The sequence below is a fragment of the Moraxella oblonga NBRC 102422 genome (assembly GCF_001598275.1).
In the GTDB taxonomy this organism is placed as follows: domain Bacteria; phylum Pseudomonadota; class Gammaproteobacteria; order Pseudomonadales; family Moraxellaceae; genus Moraxella; species Moraxella oblonga.
The window spans coordinates 1-23,727 of the sequence record NZ_BCYQ01000005.1 but is presented as its reverse complement, the minus strand read 5'-3'; the positions used below and the strand labels follow the sequence as shown (position 1 = coordinate 23,727).

Genomic DNA, 23,727 nt, shown 5'->3' with positions numbered 1-23,727 from the left:
TCTATAATATTGTCAAATTGTAAAAAGTGTTATCAAGGTTCAACACGCCCTATATCATAACATAAAATTTGGGGGTGGGAAATTTAATTTGGTGAACTTTTGTACAAAAAGACAACCCCACAGGATTATCTTTTTTTGTTGTCCGTCCTTAGGACTTGCTAAACGGATTGGGTTTGGGGGTGTTGGGGTTGGATGGTGGTAGGATTGGGTGCTGGAATTTGGGCTGTTCGCCTGTCAAAGTTTTTAAGAATGCCATCACATCAGCAAGTTCTTCATCGGTAAAGTCCTTGTTGAGCTGAATTTTACCCATGATTTTAACCGCTTCTTCGAGTGAATTGACTTGACCATCATGGAAGTAGGGGTAAGTCAGCTCAATGTTGCGCAGGGTTGGCACTTTAAATTTGAGTTTGTCATCAGGGTTGCCCGTTACCGCAAAGCGACCTTTGGCAAGATTTTTGGTGGTGTATTACTCAAACACGCCAAATTTTTGGAATGAGCCACCGCCGAGCAGCTTGCCATTATGGCACGCCACACAGCCTGAGCTTTTAAAGGTCTGATAGCCACGCAATTCTTGCTCGGTAATGGCATTGTCATCGCCAGCAAGCCACTTATCAAAACGACTGTTTGGCGTAACTAGCGTATCTTCAAAACTTGCCAATGCTTTGGTAACCTGCTCAATGGTGATGGCGTCCGTATAGTCGCTAAATGCCGATTTGAACTTGTCTTGATAGGCAGGAATGCTGTTTAACACCGCCACCACATGTTCGTGGGTGGACGCCATTTCAAGTGGGTTTTCAATCGGGCCACCTGCTTGTTCTTGTAAGTTTTTGGCTCGTCCGTCCCAAAACTGAGCGATGGCAAGACCGCTGTTTAGCACGGTGGGTGAGTTAATCGGACCTTCTGCCCATTTGTGTCCGATGGACGTGGTCATGTTGTCCGTACCGCCCATGGCTAGGTTGTGGCAGGAGTTGCACGACAGACTTAGAAAGGCGAGTGTCAAACCACAATTTTTGCCCAAGTGCGACCGCTTTTGGGTTGTCAACGGTGGGAATGGCGATGGGTTTGATGGGTTCGTCAGGGCGTTTGCTTTCAAGTGATGTCATTAGCTTTAAGCTGTCGGCAGTCGTTGCTCCGCCACTTGTTTGGCTAGCTTGCACTTGCTCGCTTGCGGTAACGGCTTGACTTGGCACTTGGGCGAACTCAGTCAAGGCAAGTAAGCCAATAAATATACTCACAATTTATTTATGGGTTTATATTAAATTGATTTTACATCATTGTACATTTTGTAAAATTAATTATTAATATGGCATTGACTTATAACCAAGCGTTATGGTATGAATTCATTAAAAGTTATGCGGATTTGCAAATGAGGCAAAACAGGGTGAAAAATTTTACCGTTTTGTTGCTATCTTGTAAAATTATACATTGACCGATGAGTATGTTTTGTTTATAATGACAACAGTTCACTCATGGAGACATGTTTATGTTGATAATGACACTTTTGGCAATTGTGTCAATTGCAGTGTTGGTTTATTGGGTAAAATCCTTGATTATCATGTCAAGCAATACGCTCTTTTTGATTTTGGGGATTTTCTTTTCACCCTTTGTCCAAATTGGCTACTTTTTTAGTCAGCGGGACGAAATGGATGATGACCAAGTAACCACCATGAAACGCTTTTTTATCATGATGGGTGTGTATATTGTGGTATTTATATTTGCGATGGGGTCGCTGATGAGTCAGTTGGCACAAGGACAGGCGATGTAAATAAAAAAGCGTATGATGACATACGCTTTTTTAATATGCTTGTGTGGTGGCTTATGGCATCACATCGCCTTCGCAGTTGAGCTGATGTGGACTACCTTTGGCTGAAAATATACCCAAACCATCTTTGGTGTGCCATTCATATTTACCGTTGGTGTATAGCGAACCTGAGCCAGACGGTGCAAGTTTGAGATTGAGATCTTGATTACTTAGGCTCAAAATTGGGGCATATACGTTGAGTTTGGCGGTGTCGTTGTTTGAATCATAGACCGCTTTGACGGTTGCACCCATATTGCACATGTACATATATTGAGTTTGGGCGGTATTGGTGTGTTGTTGAGCTTGTTGGGCAACACGAGCATGGGCTTGCTCCGCCATTTGTTTATCCAATGCCATTCTGCGTTCAATCTCGGCTTGGGCTTGTTGTTTAGACAGTTCAATTTTTCTAGCAAGTTCGGCTTGATAAGCTTCTGCTTGGCTTTGGGCTTGTACAGCTTGGGTTTGTACTTGCTGTTTTGCCTGAGTTTGAACGGCTTGTTTAGGTTGAGTGGTTTGGGTTTTTTTGACAACTGAGGTGGTGCTTTGTTTGGCACTTTGAGCGGTAGTTTGGCAACCTGTGAGTGCAAATACTGCCACAACTGCGGTGGTGAGGAGGGTTTTATTCATGATAAATATCCTAAAAAATTGAAGATTTAGCCCAGCACGTTTTCCCAAGTAGGAATAACGGTTTGCATGAGTGATTTTAGCATTTTGGGGTTACAGGCAAAAATTGAGCCAATATTCATGGCGTTGTTGCCACCTTTGTGGTCTACCACCACACCACGAGCTTCGGTAACAATCAGCTCACCTGCACAAATATCCCACGGTTTGATACTCATTTCAAAATAGCCGTCAAAACGACCACAAGCAACATGGCACAAATCAAGGGCTGCTGACCCTGTACGGCGAACTTGCCCACCATTTTCACAAATGGCTTGTAGGCTGGCAAAATGCTGACGAGCAAAACTGGTACGTACGCCATCAATCATACGTTCGTAGGGGTGTCCTGTGGTAAATAAACCGTCCGCAACGCTGGTATGAGATGATACATTGATACGGCGTTGGTTTAGGCTTGCTCCACGACCACGACTGGCAGTAAACAACTCATCACGCACAGGGTCATAGACCACGCCATGCTGTGTGATGCCTTTGTGTTGAATGCCGATAGAAACGCAAAAATGCGGAAAACCATGCACAAAATTTTGAGTGCCGTCTAGGGGGTCAATGATAAAGCACCAATCAGCATCTGCTCCCTTGCCTTCTTGGAGCCCAAATTCTTCGCCCAAAAATGAATGTTTGGGATAACTTTCTTTTAACAAAGAAATGGTCAGCTCTTCGGCATAACGGTCAATCTTGGTAACAAGACCATCTACCCCTTTGGATTCTACGCCCAAATCAATGCGATGACGGTTTTCATGGGCTTTGAAAATCTCATGACCGACTCTTTTTGCCACTTGAGAGGCAATCACCACCATAGGTTCCATAACACACCTTACAAACGTTTACTGATTAAAGAATGATTTTGCATTCATCGTGCAAAATAATCCGTCATTATACAAAAATTAAGGGCAAATTACCATGATTTTTCGTGGTTTTTAGTCAGTTTACTGTTGGCAATTTACAAATTTTAATTGCTCAAAAGTGGATAATGCCAAATCATTATTGGCAAAAGACAATGTCATTTCTTTTTCAAGTAAATAATCGTACACATTAAAAAACTGTACTTTTTTGCCATCAACCACCAATGCAATAGAAGGTGTGCTAGGCTGTGATCTAATGATGCCATCATCTTTGATTTTGATGTTTAAGCTGATGTTTTCAGTGATGATGGGGTCATTAACAAGTTCAATGTTCTTAAAAGCATTTTTTGACAATAAAGGCTGATTGGCAATCACCATGTCCGAAAAATCGCCATTCATACCCAGTTTTAGTACTTCGTACAGATTATAATCTACTTTTTGTATATGGTGGCAATAGTCAGGTTTGGATGTTTTAGACAAATCATTGGTTTGCTGACAAGCCACAAGACAAAGTGCCAAACTCAATAAAGCAGAGACTTTTATCATTATTCATTCCTGATTTTTATTGATAAATTTGGTTAAAGTCCCCAAAATCCCCTGTTCATCAAGCCCACATTCGGCTAACTGCTCGGCGTGCGAGCCGTGAGCGATAAATTCGTCCTTAATGCCAAGATTTTTAATCGGTAAAGTTATGCCACGACTTGCCAAATATTCATTCACCGCAGAGCCTGCCCCACCCATGAGCTGATGTTCTTCTACTGTGATGATGTGCGTGATGTTTTGGTGAATAAGCTCATCTATCAATGCTGTATCAAGCGGTTTGACCCATCTCATGTCCACCACCGTGATGGGTGTGTGGGTGGTATGAGCGAACTCTTGACTGGCGGATAGAGCGTCATGTAGACGTGTACCAAATGCCAAAACCGCCACTTTTTTGTCTGATTTATTGGTAAAATTATCCGACCGCCAAACAACATTGGCCTTACCAATGGCGAATTTTTTATCATCTTTGATAATCTCACGCCCCACGCCTGCCCCTCGTGGATAGCGAATGGCAGATGTGCCTTGATACTCATAACAAGCGTTCAATAGATGATAGCACTCATGCTCATCTGATGGGGTAGCAATAATGACATTGGGTATACAACGCATATATGCCAAGTCAAACACCCCTGCGTGCGTTGCTCCGTCCTCACCCACAAGCCCTGCTCGGTCAATGGCAAAAGTTACGTCCAAATTTTGTAGGGCGACATCATGGACAAATTGGTCATAACCCCGTTGTAAAAAAGTGGAGTAAATTGCTACCACAGGTTTTAGCCCACCTGTTGCCATGCCACCTGCCAAAGTGATGGCGTGCTGTTCGGCAATCGCTACATCAAAAAATTTGGTAGGATAAGTTTTGGCAAAATCCACCATGCCAGAGCCTTCGCACATGGCAGGAGTGATGGCAACCAGCTCTTTGTCATTACCTTTATCCATAAGCCACTCACCAAAGACATCGGAGTATTTTTTGGGTGTCAGTTTATCGCTTTTTGGTGTGGTGGTCTTTGGAATTTTGCCAATGGCGTGATAGGTGATGGGGTCATTTTCGGCAGGCAAAAAGCCCTTGCCTTTGACCGTATGCACATGAATCAGTACCGCCCCACTTAGGTTTTTGGCTCGCTCAAAAACTTGTAGAAGTTTTGGTAAATCATGCCCATCAAAAGGTCCAAGATAGGTAAAGCCGATTGCTTTAAACAGATTGTCAGGAAAAATGTGGTCGTGCACTTTTTCGGCAATTTTATCTGATAGGGGCATGGGTGGAGCGTTTTTGCCCAAAAGATTGCCGATGTTTTGGACAAGATTTGTACCAAGTTTGGCAGGGATTTTCTCCAAGGTTTCCTTAGCGTCCGTTGCCATGTGTAAATAGTGGCGGACACGGCGGTCATCAGCACTGATTTCTCGCTTAACCATAAGAATGTTACCATATTTATCAATGTCAAATGCCAACCCCCGTTGCCACAGTTTTGCCAAATGACGACTAAATCCACCAATGGCCTGCGAAATAGACATGTCATTGTCATTTAAAACCACTGTCAAATCAGCATTTTGTTGCACCGCATCATTCATCGCCTCAAACGCCATACCCCCTGTCATCGCTCCATCACCGATGATTGCCACGACTTTGCGATGTTCACCTTTGATACGACTGGCAAGACTCATGCCAAGCCCTGCCGAGATAGATGTGGAGCTATGCCCTACGCCAAAAGTGTCGTACTCGCTCTCGCTTCTTTCAGGAAAGGCGGTCAGTCCACCCCGACTACGAATGCTAGTGAGCTTATCTTTACGCCCTGTCAAAGCCTTGTGAGCGTATGCCTGATGACCGACGTCCCAGACAAGTTTATCATAAGGGGCGTTATAAATGGTGTGCAAGGCAACCGTCAGCTCCACCACGCCCAAATTCGCCCCAAAATGACCGCCAGATTGCCCTACCGAATATAGCAAAAATTCACGCAATTCGTCCGCCAATACGCACAGCTCATCATGGCTTAGAGTCTTTAAATCAGATGGCAAATCCACACGGTCAAGCGTGGGCGTGTGTGGGCGAGTGGTGGGTAGGGCGGTAAATGTTTTGGGTGTGTGGACGGGCGTTGGCATGGGGCTTAGTTCCAAGTTTTAATTATTTAAAAGTAGTGTTTGAAAAGTTATGTTAAGTTATAACAAATTTTACGGTATAATAAACCGTCAGACTTTGGCAAGTGGCTTATTTTACAAGATAGCCTTTTAATTTGCCATAGTAGCACCATTTAATTCACAAATAATTCATATTCCACTATTTAGGATTTCTGGGGTTAATTTTGTATCAATTCATCAGCAAAGCCAACCTACCCACCGCTCATGGCAATTTTGTCATTCATGCCTTTGAAAACGAACACGGTCAGGAGCATATATTGTTGTCGCATGGCTTACCTTGTGACGATAGCAACGTCATTCCACTCATTCGCATTCATTCAGAGTGTCTGACAGGAGACGCTTTTGGTTCATTAAAATGCGACTGCGGCCCTCAATTAAACAGTGCAATGAAACAAATCATCGCTCACGGCTGTGGGGCGATTCTCTACCTTCGCCAAGAGGGACGAGGCATTGGGCTGGTGAACAAAATCCGTGCCTATGCCTTACAAGATGAGGGGTGCGACACCCTAGAAGCCAACCTCAAACTTGGGCTACCAGCCGATGCTCGTACCTATGAGATGTGTGAGGTGATGTTACAATCGGTTGGTATCAAAAAAGCCAAACTTTTGACCAATAACCCCAATAAAGTGAGTGGGTTACAGGAATTGGGCATTGACATCGTGGAGCGAGTGCCACTGATTGTGGGGGTCAATCCGCACAATAGTGAGTATCTGGAAGTAAAAGGTGAGAAAATGGGACATTTTATCGCTATGTCGTCCGACAAGGTCTAAACAAATGCTTTTATCAACCGCTCAATAGGGCGGTTTTTTATTTATATGATTAAATTTATGTTAAAAAAATCATCAGATGATGAAAAAGTAATATATAATATTTGGTTGGTAATATATAAGTAAAAATTATATTGTACCACCATTGATTACTTTAACAATAAACAGGTGATAAAAATGTCAGATTTTTCTACTTGTGTGGCGTCCGCCAGCACTACGATTGATGATTTGCATTGTGTGGTGAATGCGGTAAGTTCACCACTTTGGGACGTGCTTTTATGGGTGTTGATTTTTGTGGGTGTCTTTTTTACCATCATGTCTGGCTTTGCCCAGTTTCGTCTGTTTGGACGCAGTATTAAAGTCATGTTGTCAAGTCGCAAGGGACATAACGAAAGCGAAGGTATTTCTGCCTTTCAGGCTTTTGTAACGGGTCTGGCAAGCCGTGTCGGTGTGGGCAACATCGTCGGTGTGGCACTTGCTATCGGTATTGGTGGGGCAGGGGCGGTCTTTTGGATGTGGCTGATTGCTCTGATTGGTATGTGTTCGGCATTGGCCGAATCCAGTCTTGCCCAACTTTTTAAAATCAAAGATCCTGTTACGGGTAAATTTCGTGGTGGTCCTGCTTACTATATTGAGCAAGGGCTTGGGCAAAAATGGCTTGGTACAGTTTTTGCCATCTCACTCATTGTGTGCTTTGGTTTTGTGTATGAATCCATTCAAGCCAACACCATCACCCAAGCGATGCAGTCAGCGATTGGTTGTGTAGGGGCAGATGATGCTTGCCAACAAGATTGGCAGATTTATAAACATATTGTTGGGGCGTTTTTGGTTATCATCTGTGCTCCCATTATCTTTGGTGGTATTGCTCGTGTCTCAAAAATCGCTGAAATGATTGTGCCTGTGATGGCAATCATTTATATCGCCATTGCTTTGTTTGTTATTGTTACTAACATTGGACAAGTACCAAGTGTGATTGGGCTTATTTTTAGTAAGGCCTTTGAATTTGAAGCAGTTGGTGGCGGTATTTTTGGTTCTATGGTGTCGGTGGCGATGATGCAAGGCATCAAACGTGGTCTGTATTCTAATGAAGCAGGTCAAGGCTCTGCTCCCAACGCTGCTGCTGCTGCGGACGTGAAGCACCCTGTGGAGCAAGGCATAATCCAAATGCTTGGGGTGTTTGTAGATACGATTATTGTCTGCTCCTGTACAGCTTTTGTGATTTTGCTGGCGACTTTTCCAGAAAATACCAGTGATTTATCGGGTATTCAGCTTACCCAAAAAGCCTTAGAAATGCACGTCGGTGATTGGGGTCAGTATTTTCTAGCGGTCATGATGTTTTTGTTTGCGTTCTCTACCATCATTGGCAACTATGCCTATGCTGAATCTAATATGCAATTTTTGAAAAATAACCCCATCGTTCTTACCATCTTTCGTATGGCGGTGCTTGGTTTTGTGTATTTTGGGGCGGTGGCAAAAGTTGCCATTGTTTGGGATATGGGTGATGTTACGATGGGTGTGATGGCGTTTATCAACATTGTTGTGATTGTACTGTTATCCAAATATGTTTTTGTGATGATTAAGGATTATACAGGACAACTCAAAGCAGGTGTGGATCAGCCAGTTTTTAAGTTGGATAATCATGCCAACATGAAAAACAAAGTTAAATCAAATATTTGGTAAATTTGGTAAAAATAAAAACCCTTTAATGACCAATTAAAGGGTTTTTTTGTGGGCTTAAATTGTGATATGCCCTACAACCCAAAAATTCGCCGTGTCTGTTCGTCATTTAGGTGTAGCGTGCGTGATTGCCCCACCGCCAACTCGCCAAGCACACACGTCCCCACCGCATGACGAATCAGCCTCAAACAAGGCAAACCCACATGAGCAGTCATACGGCGAATTTGGCGGTTTTTACCTTCAAAAATGGTGATGGATAGCCAAGCGGTCGGAATGCTTTTGCGTTCTCTGATGGGTGGGTGTCGCTCCCACAGTGTGATGGGTAATGTGTCAAGCAGTTTCACTTTGGCAGGTAAGGTCTTGCCATCTTTGAGTGGCACGCCTGCCCGAAGTGCATCAAGCTGTATCTGCGTGGGCGTGTTTTCTACTTGTACCAGATAAGTTTTGCCAATTTTACCCTTTTTGTGGGCAGGGGTGGTGAGAGCGTGGTTTAGCTCTCCGCTGTCGGTCAAGATGAGTAAGCCCTCGCTGTCTTTGTCAAGTCGTCCTGCCACTCTTAAACTTTTATCATCAAAAAAATCCGCCAACGTTGCCATCTCATCATGGTCTTTACGAAACTGACTGTGGACGTTGTAGGGCTTGTTGAATATCACCACTTTATTCATGAGGCACCGTCTTTGGTACAGGTTTGGCAACGGGTTTTACGTCTGTTTGTAGTTGGCGAATGCCAAGCCATACAAGTCCCGATATCACCACCATTGCCACGAGCGTCATGAGTGTTTTGGTAAAGTTAGCATTATTATTCTGCGATGATTTCATGTGAAATCCCCTTGCCAGTCTCAACATGAACAGGTTTTGATAATTCCCACAGCTCATCAGAAACCACAGATGTCGTGGCTGATGATGGTGATGATGGTGATGATGGCAATGACGAGCCAGATGTGATGGTGATGGCAGGTGGTGCCACTTCTGACATGATGGCAGGTGCGTTGTAGACAACTTCGTTTGGGTAGGGCGAAGCCAATTGGGTAGGTTGGGGTGGTGGTGCATATGTCTGTGCATTAGGCATTCCCTGTACTGGCATTGGCGTGATGGCGTTGCCAGTAGGCATGACAGCTTCCGACCCCATTGGTGGTACATAAACAGGGGTGGCATCGTTATTTGGCATACCACCACTTGCTACGACATTTGTCATGTCTTGGGGCATGGTAGCTGGAATCAGATTGTCTGACAACGCTTGCAAAATTGACTCATCGTAGACCAAAAATTCGGTACGGCGGTTTTTAAATTTGCCCACTGCCGTCACATTATCTGCAATTGGGAAAGCATCTCCCACACCTTTGGCAACCAGTTGGGTGTCGCTAACGCCGTTTTGTATCAAAAAGGCACGCACCGCTTCGGCTTGATTTTGTGCCAAACTTACGCTAGTGGCACGATCTGTGCCGTTGTTGTCTGTATGGGAAATGATAAGTAGTTTGGCATTGGGGTTTTGAGCTAATTTTTTGGCAGATAAAGCCAAAACAGCATGGTTTTGTGCTGGAACTTGGTCTGTACCATTAAAATCAAGCACTTGCAAACTCATTGCTCGTGCCAAGTCATACACATCAGGTGGGTTGCCCAAAGCATTTAGGGCGTGCGTGGCTTTTTCTAGACTTTGATTGGTGGCAACCCCTATATCCAAAGGTGGCATGGCAGATACTTTAAATTGGGGTGCAAGCAAAGCAATGTCATTTACCAAACGGGTCAGCACTTGTGAATTGGGTGTATTGACCACAATCTCATCACCAACAATCTCAATACTACTAAATGGTTCAGCTTTAAGCATGGCGATGATGCTTTCTAGGCGTTCAAGTCCTGCCAAAGACACGCCAAAATTACTATTGATGTCAATGATACAACTGACTTGCCCGAAATTTTTTTGTAAAATTTGCATAAGTTGGTTGTGAAGGTCTTCGTTACCGACTTCGGCTTGACAGGCGTACAATGTGTGATTATCTCCTGATGTGATAGAAACACGTGGAACGCTCAATGGCTGAATATTGGGTGTGGCAATATTGGGTTCTAAGGTAACCGTGTCATTGGCGGTAGGCGATAGGGCAAGCCATATCCCCACACCAATCACTGCCAATGCTGACACGACCCCACCTGCAATCCATAAGGGTTTATTGACAGGTTTGGCAGTTTTTTTGGTGGTCTTGGGGGCAGGCTCTGTGTGGTTTTTAGTGTGTGGGGTGGGTTCTATGGGGTTATCACTGTCTTGTGCAGGTTCGGGTGATGGTTCGGTGAAGGGTGTTTCTTCAACTTCAATAATTTCATCAAGATTGATAAAATCAGCACGAATAAACTGCGATGACCACGCTGGTAAATGCGTGCGACTGCGATGAAAATGCTGTGTTAAGAATTCGGACAAACCTAAATTACCCACCACGCCATTTAATTCAACCATCATAGGTGGCGTTACTGTGCGCAACAAGGTTAGTGTCTGCATTTCGTCCATATGAAAACTGCGTGCCAATCGTTTAGCCAATGGCAGTGTCTGTTTTTCCCAGACATTTAAAATGCTGTGGTTTTTTTTATCTTTGATGTCAATGTTATGTTCTGCGATATGAATGACGCTTAATGCGTAGTATTGTTTTAATAAATCTGCACTGACATCTTCATTGGAAATGCCCAAAGGGTGAGAAACCAAGCCATGCAAATACTGTACAATGTCCACAAATACACCTAATGAATCAAATTTAATCGCTTATTATAGCCTAAATTTGATAAAAAGTGAGAAATTTTGATTTATTTGATGAATAAGATATATTTTCCAAATGAAAAAACCAACGTCAAAACGTTGGCTCTTACATCAAATCAGTTTTTGCAATAGTTAATCATCATTGGCGGATTTGATTTTGGCGGTAGTGTCAATGGTTGTGCCTTTTTTGCCAAAACCACCTTGTCCAAATGGACTTTGCCCAAATGGATTTTGTCCACCCATTCCCCCAAAGGGGCTTTGACCACCCATTTGTTTTGCCATCATTGCCATCATTTTGTCTTGGTTTTTCATGGCATAATTTTTGGCTTTGGTGGTTAGTGTTTTTTGAATGGCGGGAAGAAGTAGCAAAAATGCCCCTACGTCTGTCAAAAGTCCGGGTATGAGCAATAAAATGCCCGCAATGCCCATAGCCACTGATTTTGTGATGGCGGATTCTGCAGGTTGATTGGCAGGGTTGGGGATAACGCCATTTTGCATGGCTTTCATTTGTTGAGCCATAGGATTTAGGGTGCTGGCGGATTTTTTGATGAGAGCAAGTCCGATAAAAATCGCCACAACAAACCAAATAAACACAAACCAACCACTCACAAATTGAGCAATCAGATACCACACAAGCATTTCAATAATAAACCAAACCAAAGCGATACCAACAACCACGCCCATAACCATTCCTCAAAACACTTAACTGATGAAATTTAACATAAAATGGTTTATAATACCAAAAGTTTGTGCGAACGCCAAATTTTTAAAGGCATGAATAACAAATTTTAACATTTATCTACCCCAAACACCTTTTTGACATGACGCTTATCATTGGTATAGACCCCGGTTCTCGTATGACAGGCTATGGCATTATTCGTGCTGTTGGCGACCGTTTAACTTTTATTGATGCAGGTACGATACGCACTGATGGTGCGGATATGCCGATACGAATTAGCCAAATTTTTGGGGGTGTTGCTCGTATTGTTCAGCATTATCAGACATACTATGATGAACCGATACATTCTGCCATTGAGCAGGTGTTCATGGCAACCAATCCAGACAGTGCCTTAAAATTAGGGCAGGCTCGTGGGGCAGCGATTGCATCTTTGACCGCACAGGGCTTGACGGTGTCTGAATATACCGCTCGCCAAATAAAACAAGCCGTCTGTGGTTATGGGGCAGCGGATAAAGAACAAGTAACGGCGATGGTGTGCCGTATTTTGGAGCTGTCGGTCGTGCCACAAGCGGACGCATCGGACGGCTTGGCGTGTGCCATTTGCCATGCCCATTCTAGCCATTCAATGCACAAACTTTTGGGCAATAGTGCCTTAACAGGTCGCTCGGCAAGCAAAAAAAAGGGGCGGTGGCGACTGACTGAAGAAGACTTGTTAAATAGAAAAACGGTTTAATGAGGTAATCATGAAAAAAAGTTGCATGAGTTTGGTGGTGGCTTGCACGCTATTTTTGGTGGCGTGTGGCACACAATCGCCAGAGCAACAAACCGAAATCATCAATCAAGCCGTCATGCAAATTTTGGACAATAAAGGCAATGCCAAAGTGCAACAAAAAGCCTTTGATGAACTTATGGAACTTGCCCAAAAAGGCAATCCTGACGCCATGTACCAAGTAGGACAGTTGCACATTGAGCCGTCCCCCATGCAAGGGGTGATTCAAACCAGCCCCCAAGAAGCTGAAAAATGGTTATTAAAATCAGCCGAGCTAGACCACAGACCTGCTCAAATTGCGTTGGGTAATGCTTATAAATTGGGTGCTTATCGCTTTGAAAAAAGCCACGAAAAATCTTGCCATTGGCTCAAAAAAGCCTTTCATGGTGATGATAGTATCATTGCAAAAGTTAATCTTGAACCTTGCAATAAATAATAATTAATCTTAATTGTAATCACAACACGCAAAGGGTTTTTATGTTTTGGTTGTTTGTAGTTATGTCTCATGCTGATAAAATCACCCATAAAAAGGAGTGTTATCTTTTAAACAAACATGAGTTAATTGCCAACCCTTTAAAATCCCAATAAAATCACAAAGCGATGATTGTTTAATTGTCGCTTTTTTGTGGAAAATAAAATCTCATTGGAGTATGTCATGAATATGGTTAAAATCGCTGGTATCTTTGGTTTGACAGCACTCATGTTACAAGGCTGTGTCACTTCCCATGTGAATAGTAAAACCAACATAAGCATCAAAACCACCGAACACGACCACGTGCGTTATATGTTAAATTACGTCTCGGCAGATGGTACGCCAAGACGTGATTTGATGGTAATTTTGGGTGATAAATACACTTATGAACTCAATGATACTTATGATGATGGCAAAAATCTGGATAATCTAAACAACATTGGCAAAGTGCTGGATTTAAAGCATTTTAAGCCCAAGCCGATTGAGTTTACAGTTCGCCATGATCGGCACGATACCACAGATAATCATGTCTTTTTTCATTTTTCTTATGATAAACCAGAAAATCTCATTACTGCCCAAGAAAAAGAGTTATTAGACCGTTATTGTTACACCGACTTCCCTAAACCCTATGGTGGTTGTAAAATGACATTTTCGGTGGCAGTTTATGATAAAACCACCCCGCCCAACGCCACCTTACAACCCGTCAAAGGCACTTATCCCATTTACATCACGCATCTAAGAGACGATAAAGCCAAACGAGCCTTATTAATGCCTTTTGCCTTTGTGGCTGATGTGGTCACCGCACCGTTGCAGCTGATTTATTTGGGTATGTTGTCGCGGTGATGATTGCTAACTTTAACTATATCATCAATGAACCCAATGAACGAACATAATCCCTACCAAACGCCAAATAGCGATTTGACCACGCCCAATCACTCCCTATCAATTCGCCATGCCTTTGATTGGGTGAGATTGGCGTGGGGATTGTTTTGGCAAAAACCATTTATGTGGATAATATCCACCTTTTTATGGTGGGTGGTGGTATTATTAGCCATGATAATGGCATTTAGTGTATTGCCAGTATTGGCGTTGGTGGTGCAGGCATACTTTTTGTTTATTTATTATGGTAGCGTGGTTTTTATTGCCAAAGCAAAATACACCGCACGCACTGTGGATATGGCGGACGGCATGGTATTCATGTCAGAAAATCTCAAATCATTCACCTTATTATTTGCTATCATCGCCGTCATTTATGCCGTGTATGGCTTGATGTTGTGGGGTGTCATCACAGGATTGATGATGTTATTTGTCAAGTTTTCGCATTATGAGCAGGTTTATTTTTATTTAAATACCAATTGGTCATCTTTTGCGTTAACCAATTTACTCAACAATTATTTGGTGTTGGCGATTTATTGGGTCATCTTTTTACCTGTGATTATGGCAACGTTATTTATGCCCCTGCTGGTAATTTTTGATAATTATAAAATTAAACCTGCCTTGCGATTAAGTTTTAAATCTTATCTAAAAAACATCACGCCTTTGACAGTTTATGTATTGATACAATTTGTGATTTCCTTTGTGCTGTTATATGCCACTGGTTATTTGGCATTATTTGCGTTGATGTTGTTTTTGGTGTTTTTTCCAATGTCACTCATGGGCATATCCATTGCCTATTTTGATATTTTTCATATCAGTCCAAATCATTCACAGTTAAACCAACAAAATAGCGAAATTTAACGGAGTTGTTATGTCGTTTTTCCCCAAATTCAAACCCTATCAAGGCGACATCGCCACGCATCCTGTCGCCACGAACGAATACCTTCCCCCTGCCCAAACCGTCATGCTTGGCATTCAGCACGTACTGGCAATGTTTGGGGCGACTGTGCTTGCTCCTATTTTGATGGGGTTTGATGCCAATCTTGCCATTATGATGAGTGGGATTTGTACCATTTTATTTTTTGTCATGACAGGTGGGCGAGTGCCTAGCTATCTGGGGTCGTCCTTTGCATTTATCGGTGTGGTTGCTGCTGCCACCGCTCACGCCACAGGAAGTGGGGCAAATCCTAATTTGGGTGTGGCGTTGGGTGGTATCATCGCTTGTGGTGTGGTTTATGCACTTATTGGTTTTGTTGTCATGGGGACAGGCACTCGCTGGATTGAAAAGCTCATGCCTCCTGTGGTTACAGGTGCGGTGGTGATGATTATTGGGTTAAATCTTGCCCCTGTTACGGTGTCGGCAGTAGCAGGTAAGCCTTTTGAGCTTGCCATGACACTTGTTACGGTGCTATGTATGAGTGGTATTGCAGTATTTGCTAAGGGTTTCTTAAAACGCTTGCTGCTACTTGTGGGGCTTGTGATGGCATATGTGATTTATGCCATCGTTGCTAATGGTATGGAGCTTGGGACGCCGATTGATTTTGGGGTGATTAGACAAGCAAGCTGGTTTGGTGTGCCAAATTTTCACACGCCTATTTTTGAGGTGAACGCCATACTTATTATTGCTCCTGTGGCATTCATCCTTGTTGCTGAAAACTTAGGACACATCAAGGCGGTAGGGGCAATGACGGGTGAAAATTTGACCCCGCAACTTGGCAAAGCATTTGTGGCAGACGGTGTAGCGACCGCTCTATCGGCAGGTGTGGGCGGTACAGGCATGACGACTTATGGCGAAAACATCGGTGTTATGGCAATCACTCGTGTATATTCTACGCTTGTGTTTGTGGTGGCGGGTGTATTTGCCATTTGTTTGGGTTTATCACCAAAATTTGGTGCATTAATCCAAACCATTCCTACACCTGTGCTGACAGGAGCTTCTGTTGTGGTGTTTGGTCTGATTACCATTGCTGGGGCAAAAATTTGGATTGATAATAACGTGGATTTTAGTGATAATAAAAATCTCATGGTTGGAGCAATTACCGTGATTTTGGGTACTGGTAATTTTGGCTTGATGATAGGTTCATTTGATTTGGGTGGTATTGGCACGGCAACCTTTGTAGCAATTTTGCTCAATTGGGTACTTGGGCTTGCCAAAGATAAAGATGGCTTGATGTAAGCCATCTATCACAACGAACTAAAATTTGGTACGATTTGTGATGTGGGGGTCAATTGCAATTATGCCCCCTACGATTTAATGGCGAATTTTGTACCAATTTTTAGGTTAATGGACACGTGGATTGTGCGTGATTTTGTTTGGTTGTCATTGTTCGTGGTGTTCGTTGATGATTTAGACAAAGCAAAACCCCTTATAAATTCTAATTTACAAGGGGTTCTTTAATTGCTGATAATTTTGGTGATTGTTATAAAGTGGTGGAGATGGCGGGAGTTGAACCCGCGTCCGCCAGCACTACGCCCATGACTCTACATGCTTAGAATCTGTCTATGGCTTTAATCCGCACCGAACCGACAGTCAGGTAGGCTTGGACGATTTGCTAAGAGTTCGCACCTGCCATCGCAACGCTAACAGATGCTATCCTTTGTGCGTTCGCATCGGGGTGAGCAACCAGACCAAAGGCAATCTGTGCCGACCCAAGCGCCCTTAGGCTGCTAGTGCGTAAGTTTCGTCGTTTGCGACTATTTTAAATGTATGTTTATTTACAAGAGACATACGCTCTTGACATGCATCATTGAGTTTCATTACCAGCGTCGAAGCCAGAACATCCCCAATTTCGCCCATTCTAGCAGATATTGACCCACAAGTCAATCAGCGATTTGGTCCAAAAGGAGCAAGTTCTGGATTGATGTCGGTCTTAGCCACTGTGTTGGCATAGTTGCACAAGGTGGCAAGTGCCACACCCATGATAACATCTAGGACATTTTGGTCGTTGTAACCTGCTGATTTAAAGGCGTTCAATTCTTCATCAGACACTTGACCACGTTTGTCAATGAGTGCCATAGTAAACTGGGCTAAGGCTTGATATTTGGCGTTTTCGTCAATATTGGTGCGAGTGCGTAATGCCTCTACCACCGCAGGCGACATATTTAGGCGGGCTTCAGCAATCTTGGTGTGTCCAGCAATACAAAAATCACAGCCATTGTGGGCGGCAGCAGTAATCTGTACCACTTCAATCTCCTCAGGAGTGAGTGAGTTTTTACTGTTCATTTTGCTTACTTCTTGATACATTTCAAGAGCTTGTGGTGAGTTGGCAAGTACACCAATGAGATTTGGGATAAAGCCATTGGCTTTTTGGACAGCTTCTACACGCTCTTTGGCTTTTTCTGGGGCGGTGTCTAGGGTGTGTAGGGTGAGGCGAGTCATGATGGGTCTCCTGTCAAAGTAACTATTTTAGATAATGATTTTTATTTGTATTGATTGGGCAACATACCAATTTAATACATGAACTCTATATGGGAATAACCATCAAAATTACAAGATCTTTTTGAAAATTTAAAAATTTTATTTTAAATCAATAATTTATAAAATTTTAATGGTTTGCCAGAAAACTTGTTATTGAAAATTTTGCATTTGTCAAGCATATATTTGACAAGTAAATCAAACAGTGAGAACGTGATGAACTTTGACAAATACACCCAAAAACTGCAAAAAACCCTACAATCCGCCCAATCTCTTGCCGTGAGTCGCAATAACACCGCCATTTTTGCTGTGCATTTGCTGGCGGTAATGCTTAATGATGAAAGCGTGCAATCTATGCTTACCCAAGCAGGGGTAAATTTTCATAATTTACAAATGGCACTTGATAAAAAGTTAGAGGCACTGGCAACCTTATCCACACCAACAGGGCAGGCAAATCTTGCTCCTGACTTGGTGCAAGTTTTAAATTTAAGCGAAAAATTTGCCAGCGAAGCAGGCGATGATTATGTTGCAAGTGAATGGGCATTATTTGCCCTAACTCAAACTGCCGACAGCAAAACCATTTTAGAACAATCAGGGCTAAATACCCAAAAACTACAAGCCATCATCAACCACATCAGAGGAGGCAACACCGTGAAAAGTGCAAATGCTGAAGAAACTAGAAATGCCCTAGAAAAATATACCATTAATTTGACCGAACGAGCCCGTGAAGGTAAACTTGACCCTGTGATTGGACGAGATGATGAGATTCGCCGTACTGTACAGGTATTATCTAGACGCACCAAAAATAACCCTGTTCTCATCGGTGAACCAGGCGTGGGAAAAACCGCCATTGTGGAAGGGCTTGCCCAACGAATTATCAATGGCGAAGTACCAGAAAGCCTAAAAAATAAGGAAGTCCTATCTTTGGATATGGGGTCACTTATTGCAGGGGCAAAATACCACGGCGAATTTGAAGAACGGCTAAAAGGGGTATTAAATGACCTTGCCAAGCAAGATGGCAACATTATCCTATTTATTGATGAATTGCACACAATGGTTGGTGCTGGCAAAACATCAGGGGCAATGGACGCAGGCAATATGCTAAAACCCGCTCTTGCTCGTGGTGAGTTACGCTGTGTTGGGGCAACCACGCTTGATGAATACCGCCAATACATTGAAAAAGACCCAGCACTAGAACGCCGTTTTCAAAAGGTTTTGGTTGATGAGCCAAGCGTGGAGGATACCATTGCCATTTTGCGTGGTTTAAAGGAACGCTACGAACTTCATCACGGTGTCAAAATTCTTGACAGTGCCATCATCGCTGCCGCCAAAATGTCGCACCGCTACATTACCGACCGTAAACTACCCGATAAAGCCATTGATTTGATTGATGAGGCGGCATCTAGGATTAAAATGGAACTAGATAGCAAGCCTGAAAGCCTTGACAAACTTGACCGCCGTATTATCCAATTAAAAATGCAGTTAGAAACGGTCAAAAAAGAAGACGATGCAGGTTCACAATCGCAAGTAAAACATCTACAAGCCCAAATTGATGAACTAAGCCGTGAATACAATGACTTAGAGGAGATTTGGAAAAGCGAAAAAGCCCTAGTAGAAGGCACCAAAACCGCCCAAGTTGAACTTGATAAGGCACGCATTGCTTTGGACAAGGCACAAAGAGAGGGTGATTTTGCTGAGGCAGGTCGCCTACAATATGGTGTTATTCCAGAACTACAAAAGAAGATTGCCGATGAACAACACGATGAAACAGGCTTGCCAAAATTACTTAGAAACAAAGTAACCGACAATGAAATTGCCGAAGTTGTCTCGGCAGCCACAGGCATTCCTGTTGCCAAAATGATGCAAGGCGAAAAAGAAAAACTACTTGCGATGGAGAGCGTTTTGCACCATCGGGTAGTTGGTCAAGATGAGGCACTCAAGGCGGTTGCCAATGCCGTTCGCCGTAGCCGTGCAGGACTTTCTGACCCAAATCGCCCCAGTGGTTCGTTCTTGTTTCTTGGACCAACAGGGGTTGGCAAAACTGAGCTAACCAAAGCCCTAGCAAGTTTCTTATTTGATGATGAAACCGCAATGGTTCGCATTGATATGAGTGAATTTATGGAAAAACACAGCGTCAGCCGTCTGGTGGGTGCACCTCCTGGTTATGTCGGTTATGAAGAAGGCGGAGTTTTGACCGAAAGCGTACGGCGTAAGCCTTATAGTGTTGTGTTGTTTGATGAAGTGGAAAAAGCCCACCCCGATGTCTTTAATATCTTACTACAAGTCTTGGACGATGGGCGACTAACCGACTCTCAGGGGCGTGTGGTGGATTTTAAAAATACAGTGATTATTATGACCTCAAATCTTGGCAGTCATAAAATCTTTGAAATGGCAGGCGATGAATACAATGAAATCAAATCAGCGGTAATGGAATCGGTTAATGCCCATTTTCGCCCAGAGTTTATCAATCGCATTGATGAAATTGTGGTCTTTCACCCACTTGGGCAAGCACAAATGGCAGGCATTGCCAGCATTCAGCTTGACCGCCTAAGAGCCAGACTCAAAGAAAAAGAGCTTGACCTTGTACTATCAGATGAGGCGATGAGTGAACTGGTGTCGGTGGGGTATGACCCTGTCTTTGGAGCAAGACCACTCAAAAGAGCCATTTTACAAGAGATTGAAAATCCCCTTGCCCAAAAGCTCATTGCAGGCGAATTTGTATCAGGCGATACCATTTCTGTTGTGGTGGATAATGGGCGACTTGGTTTTGAGAAATTAAAATTGAATTGATGTCCTATCAAAAACACCCCAAATGAGTTTTGGGGTGTTTTTGCATTGCACAATGTTGATGATTGTGTTATGATGTTTCAAAATTTACCATGTCGGAGCTATCATGAAAAAATATCTACTGGGTGCGTGTCTATTTTTGTCTACCCAAGTGTTCGCCTATACAGGAGCGACGGTGGACTTTACCAAACTGATGTTTAACCAAGCCATGACAGCCTCCGTTGTAGAGAGTTTTGATGGTGTAGATGCGAAACAACAGCAATGTATGGGCGATGCACTCAAACCTACACTAGGCAGGTTGGCAGTTGTACACGTTGATAAGGTTTTGACCAAAAGCGAACAAAAACTGATGGATAACTTTTTTGATACGCCACTTGGTAAAGAGATGTTTAAAGAGTTGCGTGCAGGTAATCTTGATGATTTTGGTGACGGTATTGACCTTGAAAAATACAATGAGGCAGACTATCGCCAATATAAAGAGGTTCTTCCAAAATATGGCAAGGGCGATGTTGTTGCTACTTTATCGGCTGATAAGGAGTTGCTGTCGGATATGTTGATGTATACCATAACTTGTGGACTTATGGATTTTAGTGATAAATAATGGTAAAAAAGTTGGGTGATTTTTACCCTTGAAAAATTCGCCCTTATCCCTATTTTTATCCTGTTAATTTTCATTAGCAGGATATTTTTATAACCGTAAAAAAATCATACCTGTGAAACCGAAGTTAATCAACTTCTACACCTTGTTACCCATTCTTTGCCCAAAAGCTTATTGCAGGCGAATTTGTATCAGGCGATACCATTTTTGTTGTGGTGGATAATGGGCGACTTGGTTTTGAGAAATTAAAATTGAATTGATGTCCTATCAAAAAACACCCCAAATGAGTTTTGGGGTGTTTTACATTGCACCGCCCCCATGATTGTGCTATGATGGTTTAAACATTTTTCCATGTCGGAGTTATCATGAAAAAGTATCTGCTCGGTGCGTGCCTGTTTTTGTCCACACAAGCATTTGCCTATACAGGGGCGACCACTGATTTTACTAAGTTGATGCTTAATCAAGCGGTGTCCGTTGCTGTTAAGGAAAGTTTTGAGGATGTAAATGCCACAAAACAACAATGCGTAGGCAATGCACTTAAACCCATCATGGACAGACTGGCGGTAACACATATAGAGGGTAGTATAAACAAAAGCGAGCAACAACTCTTGGATAAATTCTTTGACACACCGCTCGGTCAAGAAATGTTTGAAGAGTTGCGTGTGGGCGACCTTAGGTCGTTTGGTCGCAGTATTGACTCCACTAAGCACAATGAGGCGGACTACAAAGAGTTCATTCCTGTCATCACCAGCTACCTTCAAAGCAACATTGTTGCCACCTTGTCGGCTGATGATGAATTGGCGGATATGATGCGTTCATCTGTATCAACGTGCAAACTTAAATGATATGGATTGAATTTGGACAATTTTCACCCTTGAAAAATTCGCCCTTATCCCTATTTTTATCCTGTTAATTTTCATTAGCAGGATATTTTTATGACCGTAAAAAATCATACCTTTGAAACCGAAGTTAATCAACTTCTACACCTTGTTACTCATTCTTTGTACTCAAACCCAGATATTTTTATCCGTGAGCTGGTTTCCAATGCCTCTGATGCGTGTGATAAATTACGCTTTTTGGCGACATCGGACGACAGCCTGTACGAAAATGACGGCTCGCTTGCCATTCGTATTGAGATTGATAAAGATGCCAAAACCTTGACCATTTCTGACAATGGCATTGGCATGAACGAGGCGGACGTGATTGACAATCTAGGTACGATTGCCAAATCAGGCACAAAAGCCTTTTTGGACAAACTGTCGGACGCTGACAAAAAGGACGGTCATCTGATTGGACAGTTTGGCGTAGGCTTTTATTCAGGCTTTATTGTGGCGGACAAAATCAGTGTTGAGAGCCGTAAAGCAGGCGAGCCAAGCGATAGCGGTGTACGTTGGGTATCAGATGGTACAGGGTCATTTACAACTGAAAGTATTGACAAGGCTACTCGTGGCACAACCATCACGCTTCACCTAAAAGATGAATATGTAGAGCGTGAAGAGGGTGAATATGGCTATCTTGACCGCTACAAAATCAAATCATTGGTTTCAAAATACTCCGACCACATCAGTCTACCTATCCAAATGCGTAAAGAAGTTTGGCAAGAGGACGTTGAGCAGGACGAAAACGCCCCTGTACCAAACGGCGAGATGATTTTGACCGATGAGTGGGAAACCATCAACAAAGCATCCGCCCTTTGGACTCGTAGCCCAAGTGAGATTGGCGATGAGGAGTATAGCGAGTTTTACAAAACAGTCAGCTATGATTTTGATGAGCCACTCACTTGGACGCACAACCGAGTAGAGGGACGTGTGCAGTACACTCAACTTTTGTACATTCCCAAAAAAGCCCCCTTTGACCTCTATGCTCGTGAACATCAACGTGGGCTAAAACTTTACGTCAAACGTGTCTTTATCATGGACGATGCCGAACAGCTACTGCCCATGTATTTGCGTTTTGTCAAGGGCGTGATTGACAGTGCAGATTTGCCACTTAATGTCAGCCGTGAAATCTTGCAAGAAAGCCGTGATGTCAAATCCATTCGTGAGGGCAATGCTCGCCGTGTTTTGACACTCTTGGCAAGTTTGGCAAATTCTGAGGACGAAAGCAAACAAGCCAAATTTACCGATTTTTATCGTGAATTTGGTGATGTTATCAAAGAAGGTTTGGGCGAAGACCAAGTCAACCAAGAGCGTATTGCCAAGCTACTTCGCTATGCCACAAGCCAAAACGATAGTGTCAGCACAGGTTTTGCCGACTACAAAGCACGCATGAAAGAAGGTCAAAAAGCGATTTATTATCTAACCGCTGACAACCTTGTGTCTGCCAAAAACTCGCCACAGCTTGAACTTTTTAACAAAAAAGGCATTGAAGTTATTCTAATGACTTCCAAAGTGGACGAATGGGCGATGAACTTTTTGACCTCATTTGATGACACGCCACTACAAAACATCGCCAAAGGGGCGGTGGATTTGGGTGATTTGACCGATGAAAGTGAAAAAGAAGAAGTTAAAAAACAAGAAGAGCAATTTAAACCTGTGGTTGAGCGTCTAAAAGGCGTATTGGGCAATAAAGCCAAAGATGTGCGAGTTACCAGCCGTCTGGTGGACTCTCCTGCCTGCCTAGTTGTGGGTGATGGCGAGCTAACCCCTCAAATGGCACAAATGCTAAAAGCCATGGGGCAACCTGTGCCTGATGTCAAGCCAATCCTAGAAATCAACCCCACGCACCCACTCATCAACCGTTTAGAAAGCACTGGCGATTTTGATGATTTGGCAGAAGTGATTTTTGACCAAGCATTGATTGCAGACGGTGGACAGCCGACTGACCCAGCAGGTTATCTAAAACGCATCAATAAACTGTTGTTAAAGTAAACTTATGATTGGTTGATAAAACACCCCCATGCGATGTGTGGGGTGTTTTTTTGTGTTTAATAAAAAACAGAATGATTGTTTCA

Annotated in this window: 24 protein-coding genes and 1 other RNA gene; 12 read left to right on the top strand and 13 right to left on the bottom strand. The window is 43.1% G+C overall.

The window, feature by feature from the left end:
- Nucleotides 1-148 precede the first annotated feature (148 nt).
- The 3 genes from MOB01S_RS12760 to MOB01S_RS12750 all read right to left on the bottom strand — a co-directional run bounded on the left by MOB01S_RS12760 (nucleotide 149) and on the right by MOB01S_RS12750 (nucleotide 1,235).
- Complete coding sequence (locus MOB01S_RS12760) at nucleotides 149-394, bottom strand: c-type cytochrome (RefSeq protein WP_245639971.1); 246 nt, start codon at nucleotides 392-394, stop codon at nucleotides 149-151.
- Nucleotides 395-466: 72 nt separating this feature from the next.
- Nucleotides 467-1,000: a cytochrome-c peroxidase gene (locus MOB01S_RS12755; protein ID WP_245639970.1), complete on the bottom strand. Its 534-nt coding sequence runs from the start codon at nucleotides 998-1,000 to the stop codon at nucleotides 467-469.
- A complete protein-coding gene (locus MOB01S_RS12750) occupies nucleotides 888-1,235 on the bottom strand; it encodes a hypothetical protein (protein ID WP_245639969.1) in 348 nt (115 codons plus the stop codon). The genes MOB01S_RS12755 and MOB01S_RS12750 overlap by 113 nt, the downstream gene beginning before the upstream one ends.
- Nucleotides 1,236-1,483: 248 nt before the next feature.
- On the opposite strand from MOB01S_RS12750, the gene MOB01S_RS01020 reads away from it, so the two are divergent.
- Entirely contained in the window at nucleotides 1,484-1,765 is a 282-nt protein-coding gene (locus MOB01S_RS01020) for a hypothetical protein (protein ID WP_066800296.1), read from the top strand.
- Between the two features lie 51 nt (nucleotides 1,766-1,816).
- Here MOB01S_RS01020 and MOB01S_RS12530 read toward each other — a convergent pair whose 3' ends face one another.
- From MOB01S_RS12530 to dxs, 4 genes are all read right to left on the bottom strand, one after another.
- A complete protein-coding gene (locus MOB01S_RS12530) occupies nucleotides 1,817-2,428 on the bottom strand; it encodes an MliC family protein (protein WP_066800293.1) in 612 nt (203 codons plus the stop codon).
- Between the two features lie 26 nt (nucleotides 2,429-2,454).
- A complete protein-coding gene (locus MOB01S_RS01010; RefSeq protein ID WP_066800290.1) occupies nucleotides 2,455-3,285 on the bottom strand; it encodes an inositol monophosphatase family protein in 831 nt (276 codons plus the stop codon).
- A gap of 120 nt (nucleotides 3,286-3,405) precedes the next feature.
- Nucleotides 3,406-3,867 carry a hypothetical protein gene (locus MOB01S_RS01005; RefSeq protein WP_066800288.1) on the bottom strand — a complete coding sequence of 154 codons (462 nt, stop codon included), beginning with the start codon at nucleotides 3,865-3,867 and terminating at the stop codon, nucleotides 3,406-3,408.
- Nucleotides 3,868-3,870: 3 nt separating this feature from the next.
- Nucleotides 3,871-5,958, bottom strand: coding sequence for a 1-deoxy-D-xylulose-5-phosphate synthase (gene dxs / locus MOB01S_RS01000; protein WP_066800286.1), 2,088 nt, complete (start codon nucleotides 5,956-5,958; stop codon nucleotides 3,871-3,873).
- A 200-nt stretch (nucleotides 5,959-6,158) separates the two neighbouring features.
- Here dxs and ribA point away from each other — a divergent pair, with 200 nt between their 5' ends.
- The gene (gene ribA, locus MOB01S_RS00995) at nucleotides 6,159-6,764 is read left to right on the top strand and encodes a GTP cyclohydrolase II (RefSeq protein ID WP_084349559.1); all 606 of its coding nucleotides are present in this window, start codon (nucleotides 6,159-6,161) and stop codon (nucleotides 6,762-6,764) included.
- 174 nt (nucleotides 6,765-6,938) lie between these two features.
- Nucleotides 6,939-8,441, top strand: a complete 1,503-nt coding sequence (locus MOB01S_RS00990; RefSeq protein ID WP_066800281.1) for an alanine/glycine:cation symporter family protein — start codon at nucleotides 6,939-6,941, stop codon at nucleotides 8,439-8,441.
- A 71-nt stretch (nucleotides 8,442-8,512) separates the two neighbouring features.
- Here the strand turns inward: MOB01S_RS00990 and MOB01S_RS00985 are convergent, their stop codons facing one another.
- The 4 genes from MOB01S_RS00985 to MOB01S_RS00975 all read right to left on the bottom strand — a co-directional run bounded on the left by MOB01S_RS00985 (nucleotide 8,513) and on the right by MOB01S_RS00975 (nucleotide 11,862).
- Nucleotides 8,513-9,103 (bottom strand): pseudouridine synthase, encoded by a 591-nt coding sequence (locus tag MOB01S_RS00985; protein WP_066800278.1) that lies wholly within the window; start codon nucleotides 9,101-9,103, stop codon nucleotides 8,513-8,515.
- A complete protein-coding gene (locus MOB01S_RS12280) occupies nucleotides 9,096-9,257 on the bottom strand; it encodes a hypothetical protein (RefSeq protein WP_157073855.1) in 162 nt (53 codons plus the stop codon). The genes MOB01S_RS00985 and MOB01S_RS12280 overlap by 8 nt, the downstream gene beginning before the upstream one ends.
- On the bottom strand, nucleotides 9,238-11,154 hold the full coding sequence (locus MOB01S_RS00980) for an OmpA family protein (protein ID WP_066800275.1): 1,917 nt from the start codon (nucleotides 11,152-11,154) through the stop codon (nucleotides 9,238-9,240). Before MOB01S_RS00980 ends, MOB01S_RS12280 begins: the two co-directional genes overlap by 20 nt.
- Before the next feature lie 156 nt (nucleotides 11,155-11,310).
- Nucleotides 11,311-11,862, bottom strand: a complete 552-nt coding sequence (locus tag MOB01S_RS00975; RefSeq protein ID WP_066800272.1) for an FxsA family protein — start codon at nucleotides 11,860-11,862, stop codon at nucleotides 11,311-11,313.
- A 137-nt stretch (nucleotides 11,863-11,999) separates the two neighbouring features.
- Here MOB01S_RS00975 and ruvC point away from each other — a divergent pair, with 137 nt between their 5' ends.
- The 5 genes from ruvC (at nucleotide 12,000) to MOB01S_RS00950 (ending at nucleotide 16,150) form a co-directional block, all read left to right on the top strand.
- A complete protein-coding gene (gene ruvC / locus MOB01S_RS00970; RefSeq protein ID WP_066800269.1) occupies nucleotides 12,000-12,590 on the top strand; it encodes a crossover junction endodeoxyribonuclease RuvC in 591 nt (196 codons plus the stop codon).
- A gap of 10 nt (nucleotides 12,591-12,600) precedes the next feature.
- Nucleotides 12,601-13,062, top strand: coding sequence for a tetratricopeptide repeat protein (locus tag MOB01S_RS00965; protein WP_066800267.1), 462 nt, complete (start codon nucleotides 12,601-12,603; stop codon nucleotides 13,060-13,062).
- Nucleotides 13,063-13,281: 219 nt separating this feature from the next.
- On the top strand, nucleotides 13,282-13,941 hold the full coding sequence (locus tag MOB01S_RS00960) for a hypothetical protein (RefSeq protein ID WP_066800265.1): 660 nt from the start codon (nucleotides 13,282-13,284) through the stop codon (nucleotides 13,939-13,941).
- Between the two features lie 36 nt (nucleotides 13,942-13,977).
- The gene (locus MOB01S_RS00955) at nucleotides 13,978-14,835 is read left to right on the top strand and encodes a hypothetical protein (protein ID WP_066800261.1); all 858 of its coding nucleotides are present in this window, start codon (nucleotides 13,978-13,980) and stop codon (nucleotides 14,833-14,835) included.
- Between the two features lie 10 nt (nucleotides 14,836-14,845).
- Nucleotides 14,846-16,150 (top strand): solute carrier family 23 protein, encoded by a 1,305-nt coding sequence (locus tag MOB01S_RS00950; RefSeq protein WP_066800259.1) that lies wholly within the window; start codon nucleotides 14,846-14,848, stop codon nucleotides 16,148-16,150.
- 252 nt (nucleotides 16,151-16,402) lie between these two features.
- On the opposite strand, the gene ssrA is transcribed toward MOB01S_RS00950, so the two are convergent.
- Both ssrA and MOB01S_RS00940 read right to left on the bottom strand, forming a co-directional pair.
- Nucleotides 16,403-16,759: a transfer-messenger RNA gene (gene ssrA / locus MOB01S_RS00945) on the bottom strand.
- 39 nt (nucleotides 16,760-16,798) lie between these two features.
- Nucleotides 16,799-17,353, bottom strand: a complete 555-nt coding sequence (locus MOB01S_RS00940; RefSeq protein ID WP_066800257.1) for a carboxymuconolactone decarboxylase family protein — start codon at nucleotides 17,351-17,353, stop codon at nucleotides 16,799-16,801.
- A 252-nt stretch (nucleotides 17,354-17,605) separates the two neighbouring features.
- On the opposite strand from MOB01S_RS00940, the gene clpB reads away from it, so the two are divergent.
- The 4 genes from clpB (at nucleotide 17,606) to htpG (ending at nucleotide 23,644) form a co-directional block, all read left to right on the top strand.
- Entirely contained in the window at nucleotides 17,606-20,179 is a 2,574-nt protein-coding gene (gene clpB, locus MOB01S_RS00935; protein WP_066800254.1) for an ATP-dependent chaperone ClpB, read from the top strand.
- Between the two features lie 103 nt (nucleotides 20,180-20,282).
- Entirely contained in the window at nucleotides 20,283-20,777 is a 495-nt protein-coding gene (locus MOB01S_RS00930; RefSeq protein WP_066800249.1) for a hypothetical protein, read from the top strand.
- Nucleotides 20,778-21,139: 362 nt separating this feature from the next.
- A complete protein-coding gene (locus MOB01S_RS00925) occupies nucleotides 21,140-21,619 on the top strand; it encodes a hypothetical protein (protein WP_066800247.1) in 480 nt (159 codons plus the stop codon).
- 90 nt (nucleotides 21,620-21,709) lie between these two features.
- On the top strand, nucleotides 21,710-23,644 hold the full coding sequence (gene htpG / locus MOB01S_RS00920; protein WP_066800245.1) for a molecular chaperone HtpG: 1,935 nt from the start codon (nucleotides 21,710-21,712) through the stop codon (nucleotides 23,642-23,644).
- Nucleotides 23,645-23,727: the final 83 nt, after the last annotated feature.

Coding starts and splice junctions, on each gene's coding strand:
- MOB01S_RS00990 (WP_066800281.1), top strand. CDS start 6,939: ATGTCAGATTTTTCTACTTGTGTGGCGTCCGCCAGCACTACGATTGAT.
- MOB01S_RS00930 (WP_066800249.1), top strand. CDS start 20,283: ATGAAAAAATATCTACTGGGTGCGTGTCTATTTTTGTCTACCCAAGTG.
- MOB01S_RS01020 (WP_066800296.1), top strand. CDS start 1,484: ATGTTGATAATGACACTTTTGGCAATTGTGTCAATTGCAGTGTTGGTT.
- clpB (WP_066800254.1), top strand. CDS start 17,606: ATGAACTTTGACAAATACACCCAAAAACTGCAAAAAACCCTACAATCC.
- ruvC (WP_066800269.1), top strand. CDS start 12,000: ATGACGCTTATCATTGGTATAGACCCCGGTTCTCGTATGACAGGCTAT.
- MOB01S_RS00985 (WP_066800278.1), bottom strand. CDS start 9,103: ATGAATAAAGTGGTGATATTCAACAAGCCCTACAACGTCCACAGTCAG.
- htpG (WP_066800245.1), top strand. CDS start 21,710: ATGACCGTAAAAAATCATACCTTTGAAACCGAAGTTAATCAACTTCTA.
- MOB01S_RS00940 (WP_066800257.1), bottom strand. CDS start 17,353: ATGACTCGCCTCACCCTACACACCCTAGACACCGCCCCAGAAAAAGCC.
- MOB01S_RS00925 (WP_066800247.1), top strand. CDS start 21,140: ATGAAAAAGTATCTGCTCGGTGCGTGCCTGTTTTTGTCCACACAAGCA.
- MOB01S_RS01005 (WP_066800288.1), bottom strand. CDS start 3,867: ATGATAAAAGTCTCTGCTTTATTGAGTTTGGCACTTTGTCTTGTGGCT.
- MOB01S_RS00950 (WP_066800259.1), top strand. CDS start 14,846: ATGTCGTTTTTCCCCAAATTCAAACCCTATCAAGGCGACATCGCCACG.
- MOB01S_RS00965 (WP_066800267.1), top strand. CDS start 12,601: ATGAAAAAAAGTTGCATGAGTTTGGTGGTGGCTTGCACGCTATTTTTG.
- MOB01S_RS01010 (WP_066800290.1), bottom strand. CDS start 3,285: ATGGAACCTATGGTGGTGATTGCCTCTCAAGTGGCAAAAAGAGTCGGT.
- MOB01S_RS00975 (WP_066800272.1), bottom strand. CDS start 11,862: ATGGGCGTGGTTGTTGGTATCGCTTTGGTTTGGTTTATTATTGAAATG.
- dxs (WP_066800286.1), bottom strand. CDS start 5,958: ATGCCAACGCCCGTCCACACACCCAAAACATTTACCGCCCTACCCACC.
- MOB01S_RS00955 (WP_066800261.1), top strand. CDS start 13,978: ATGAACGAACATAATCCCTACCAAACGCCAAATAGCGATTTGACCACG.
- MOB01S_RS12280 (WP_157073855.1), bottom strand. CDS start 9,257: ATGAAATCATCGCAGAATAATAATGCTAACTTTACCAAAACACTCATG.
- MOB01S_RS00960 (WP_066800265.1), top strand. CDS start 13,282: ATGAATATGGTTAAAATCGCTGGTATCTTTGGTTTGACAGCACTCATG.
- MOB01S_RS12530 (WP_066800293.1), bottom strand. CDS start 2,428: ATGAATAAAACCCTCCTCACCACCGCAGTTGTGGCAGTATTTGCACTC.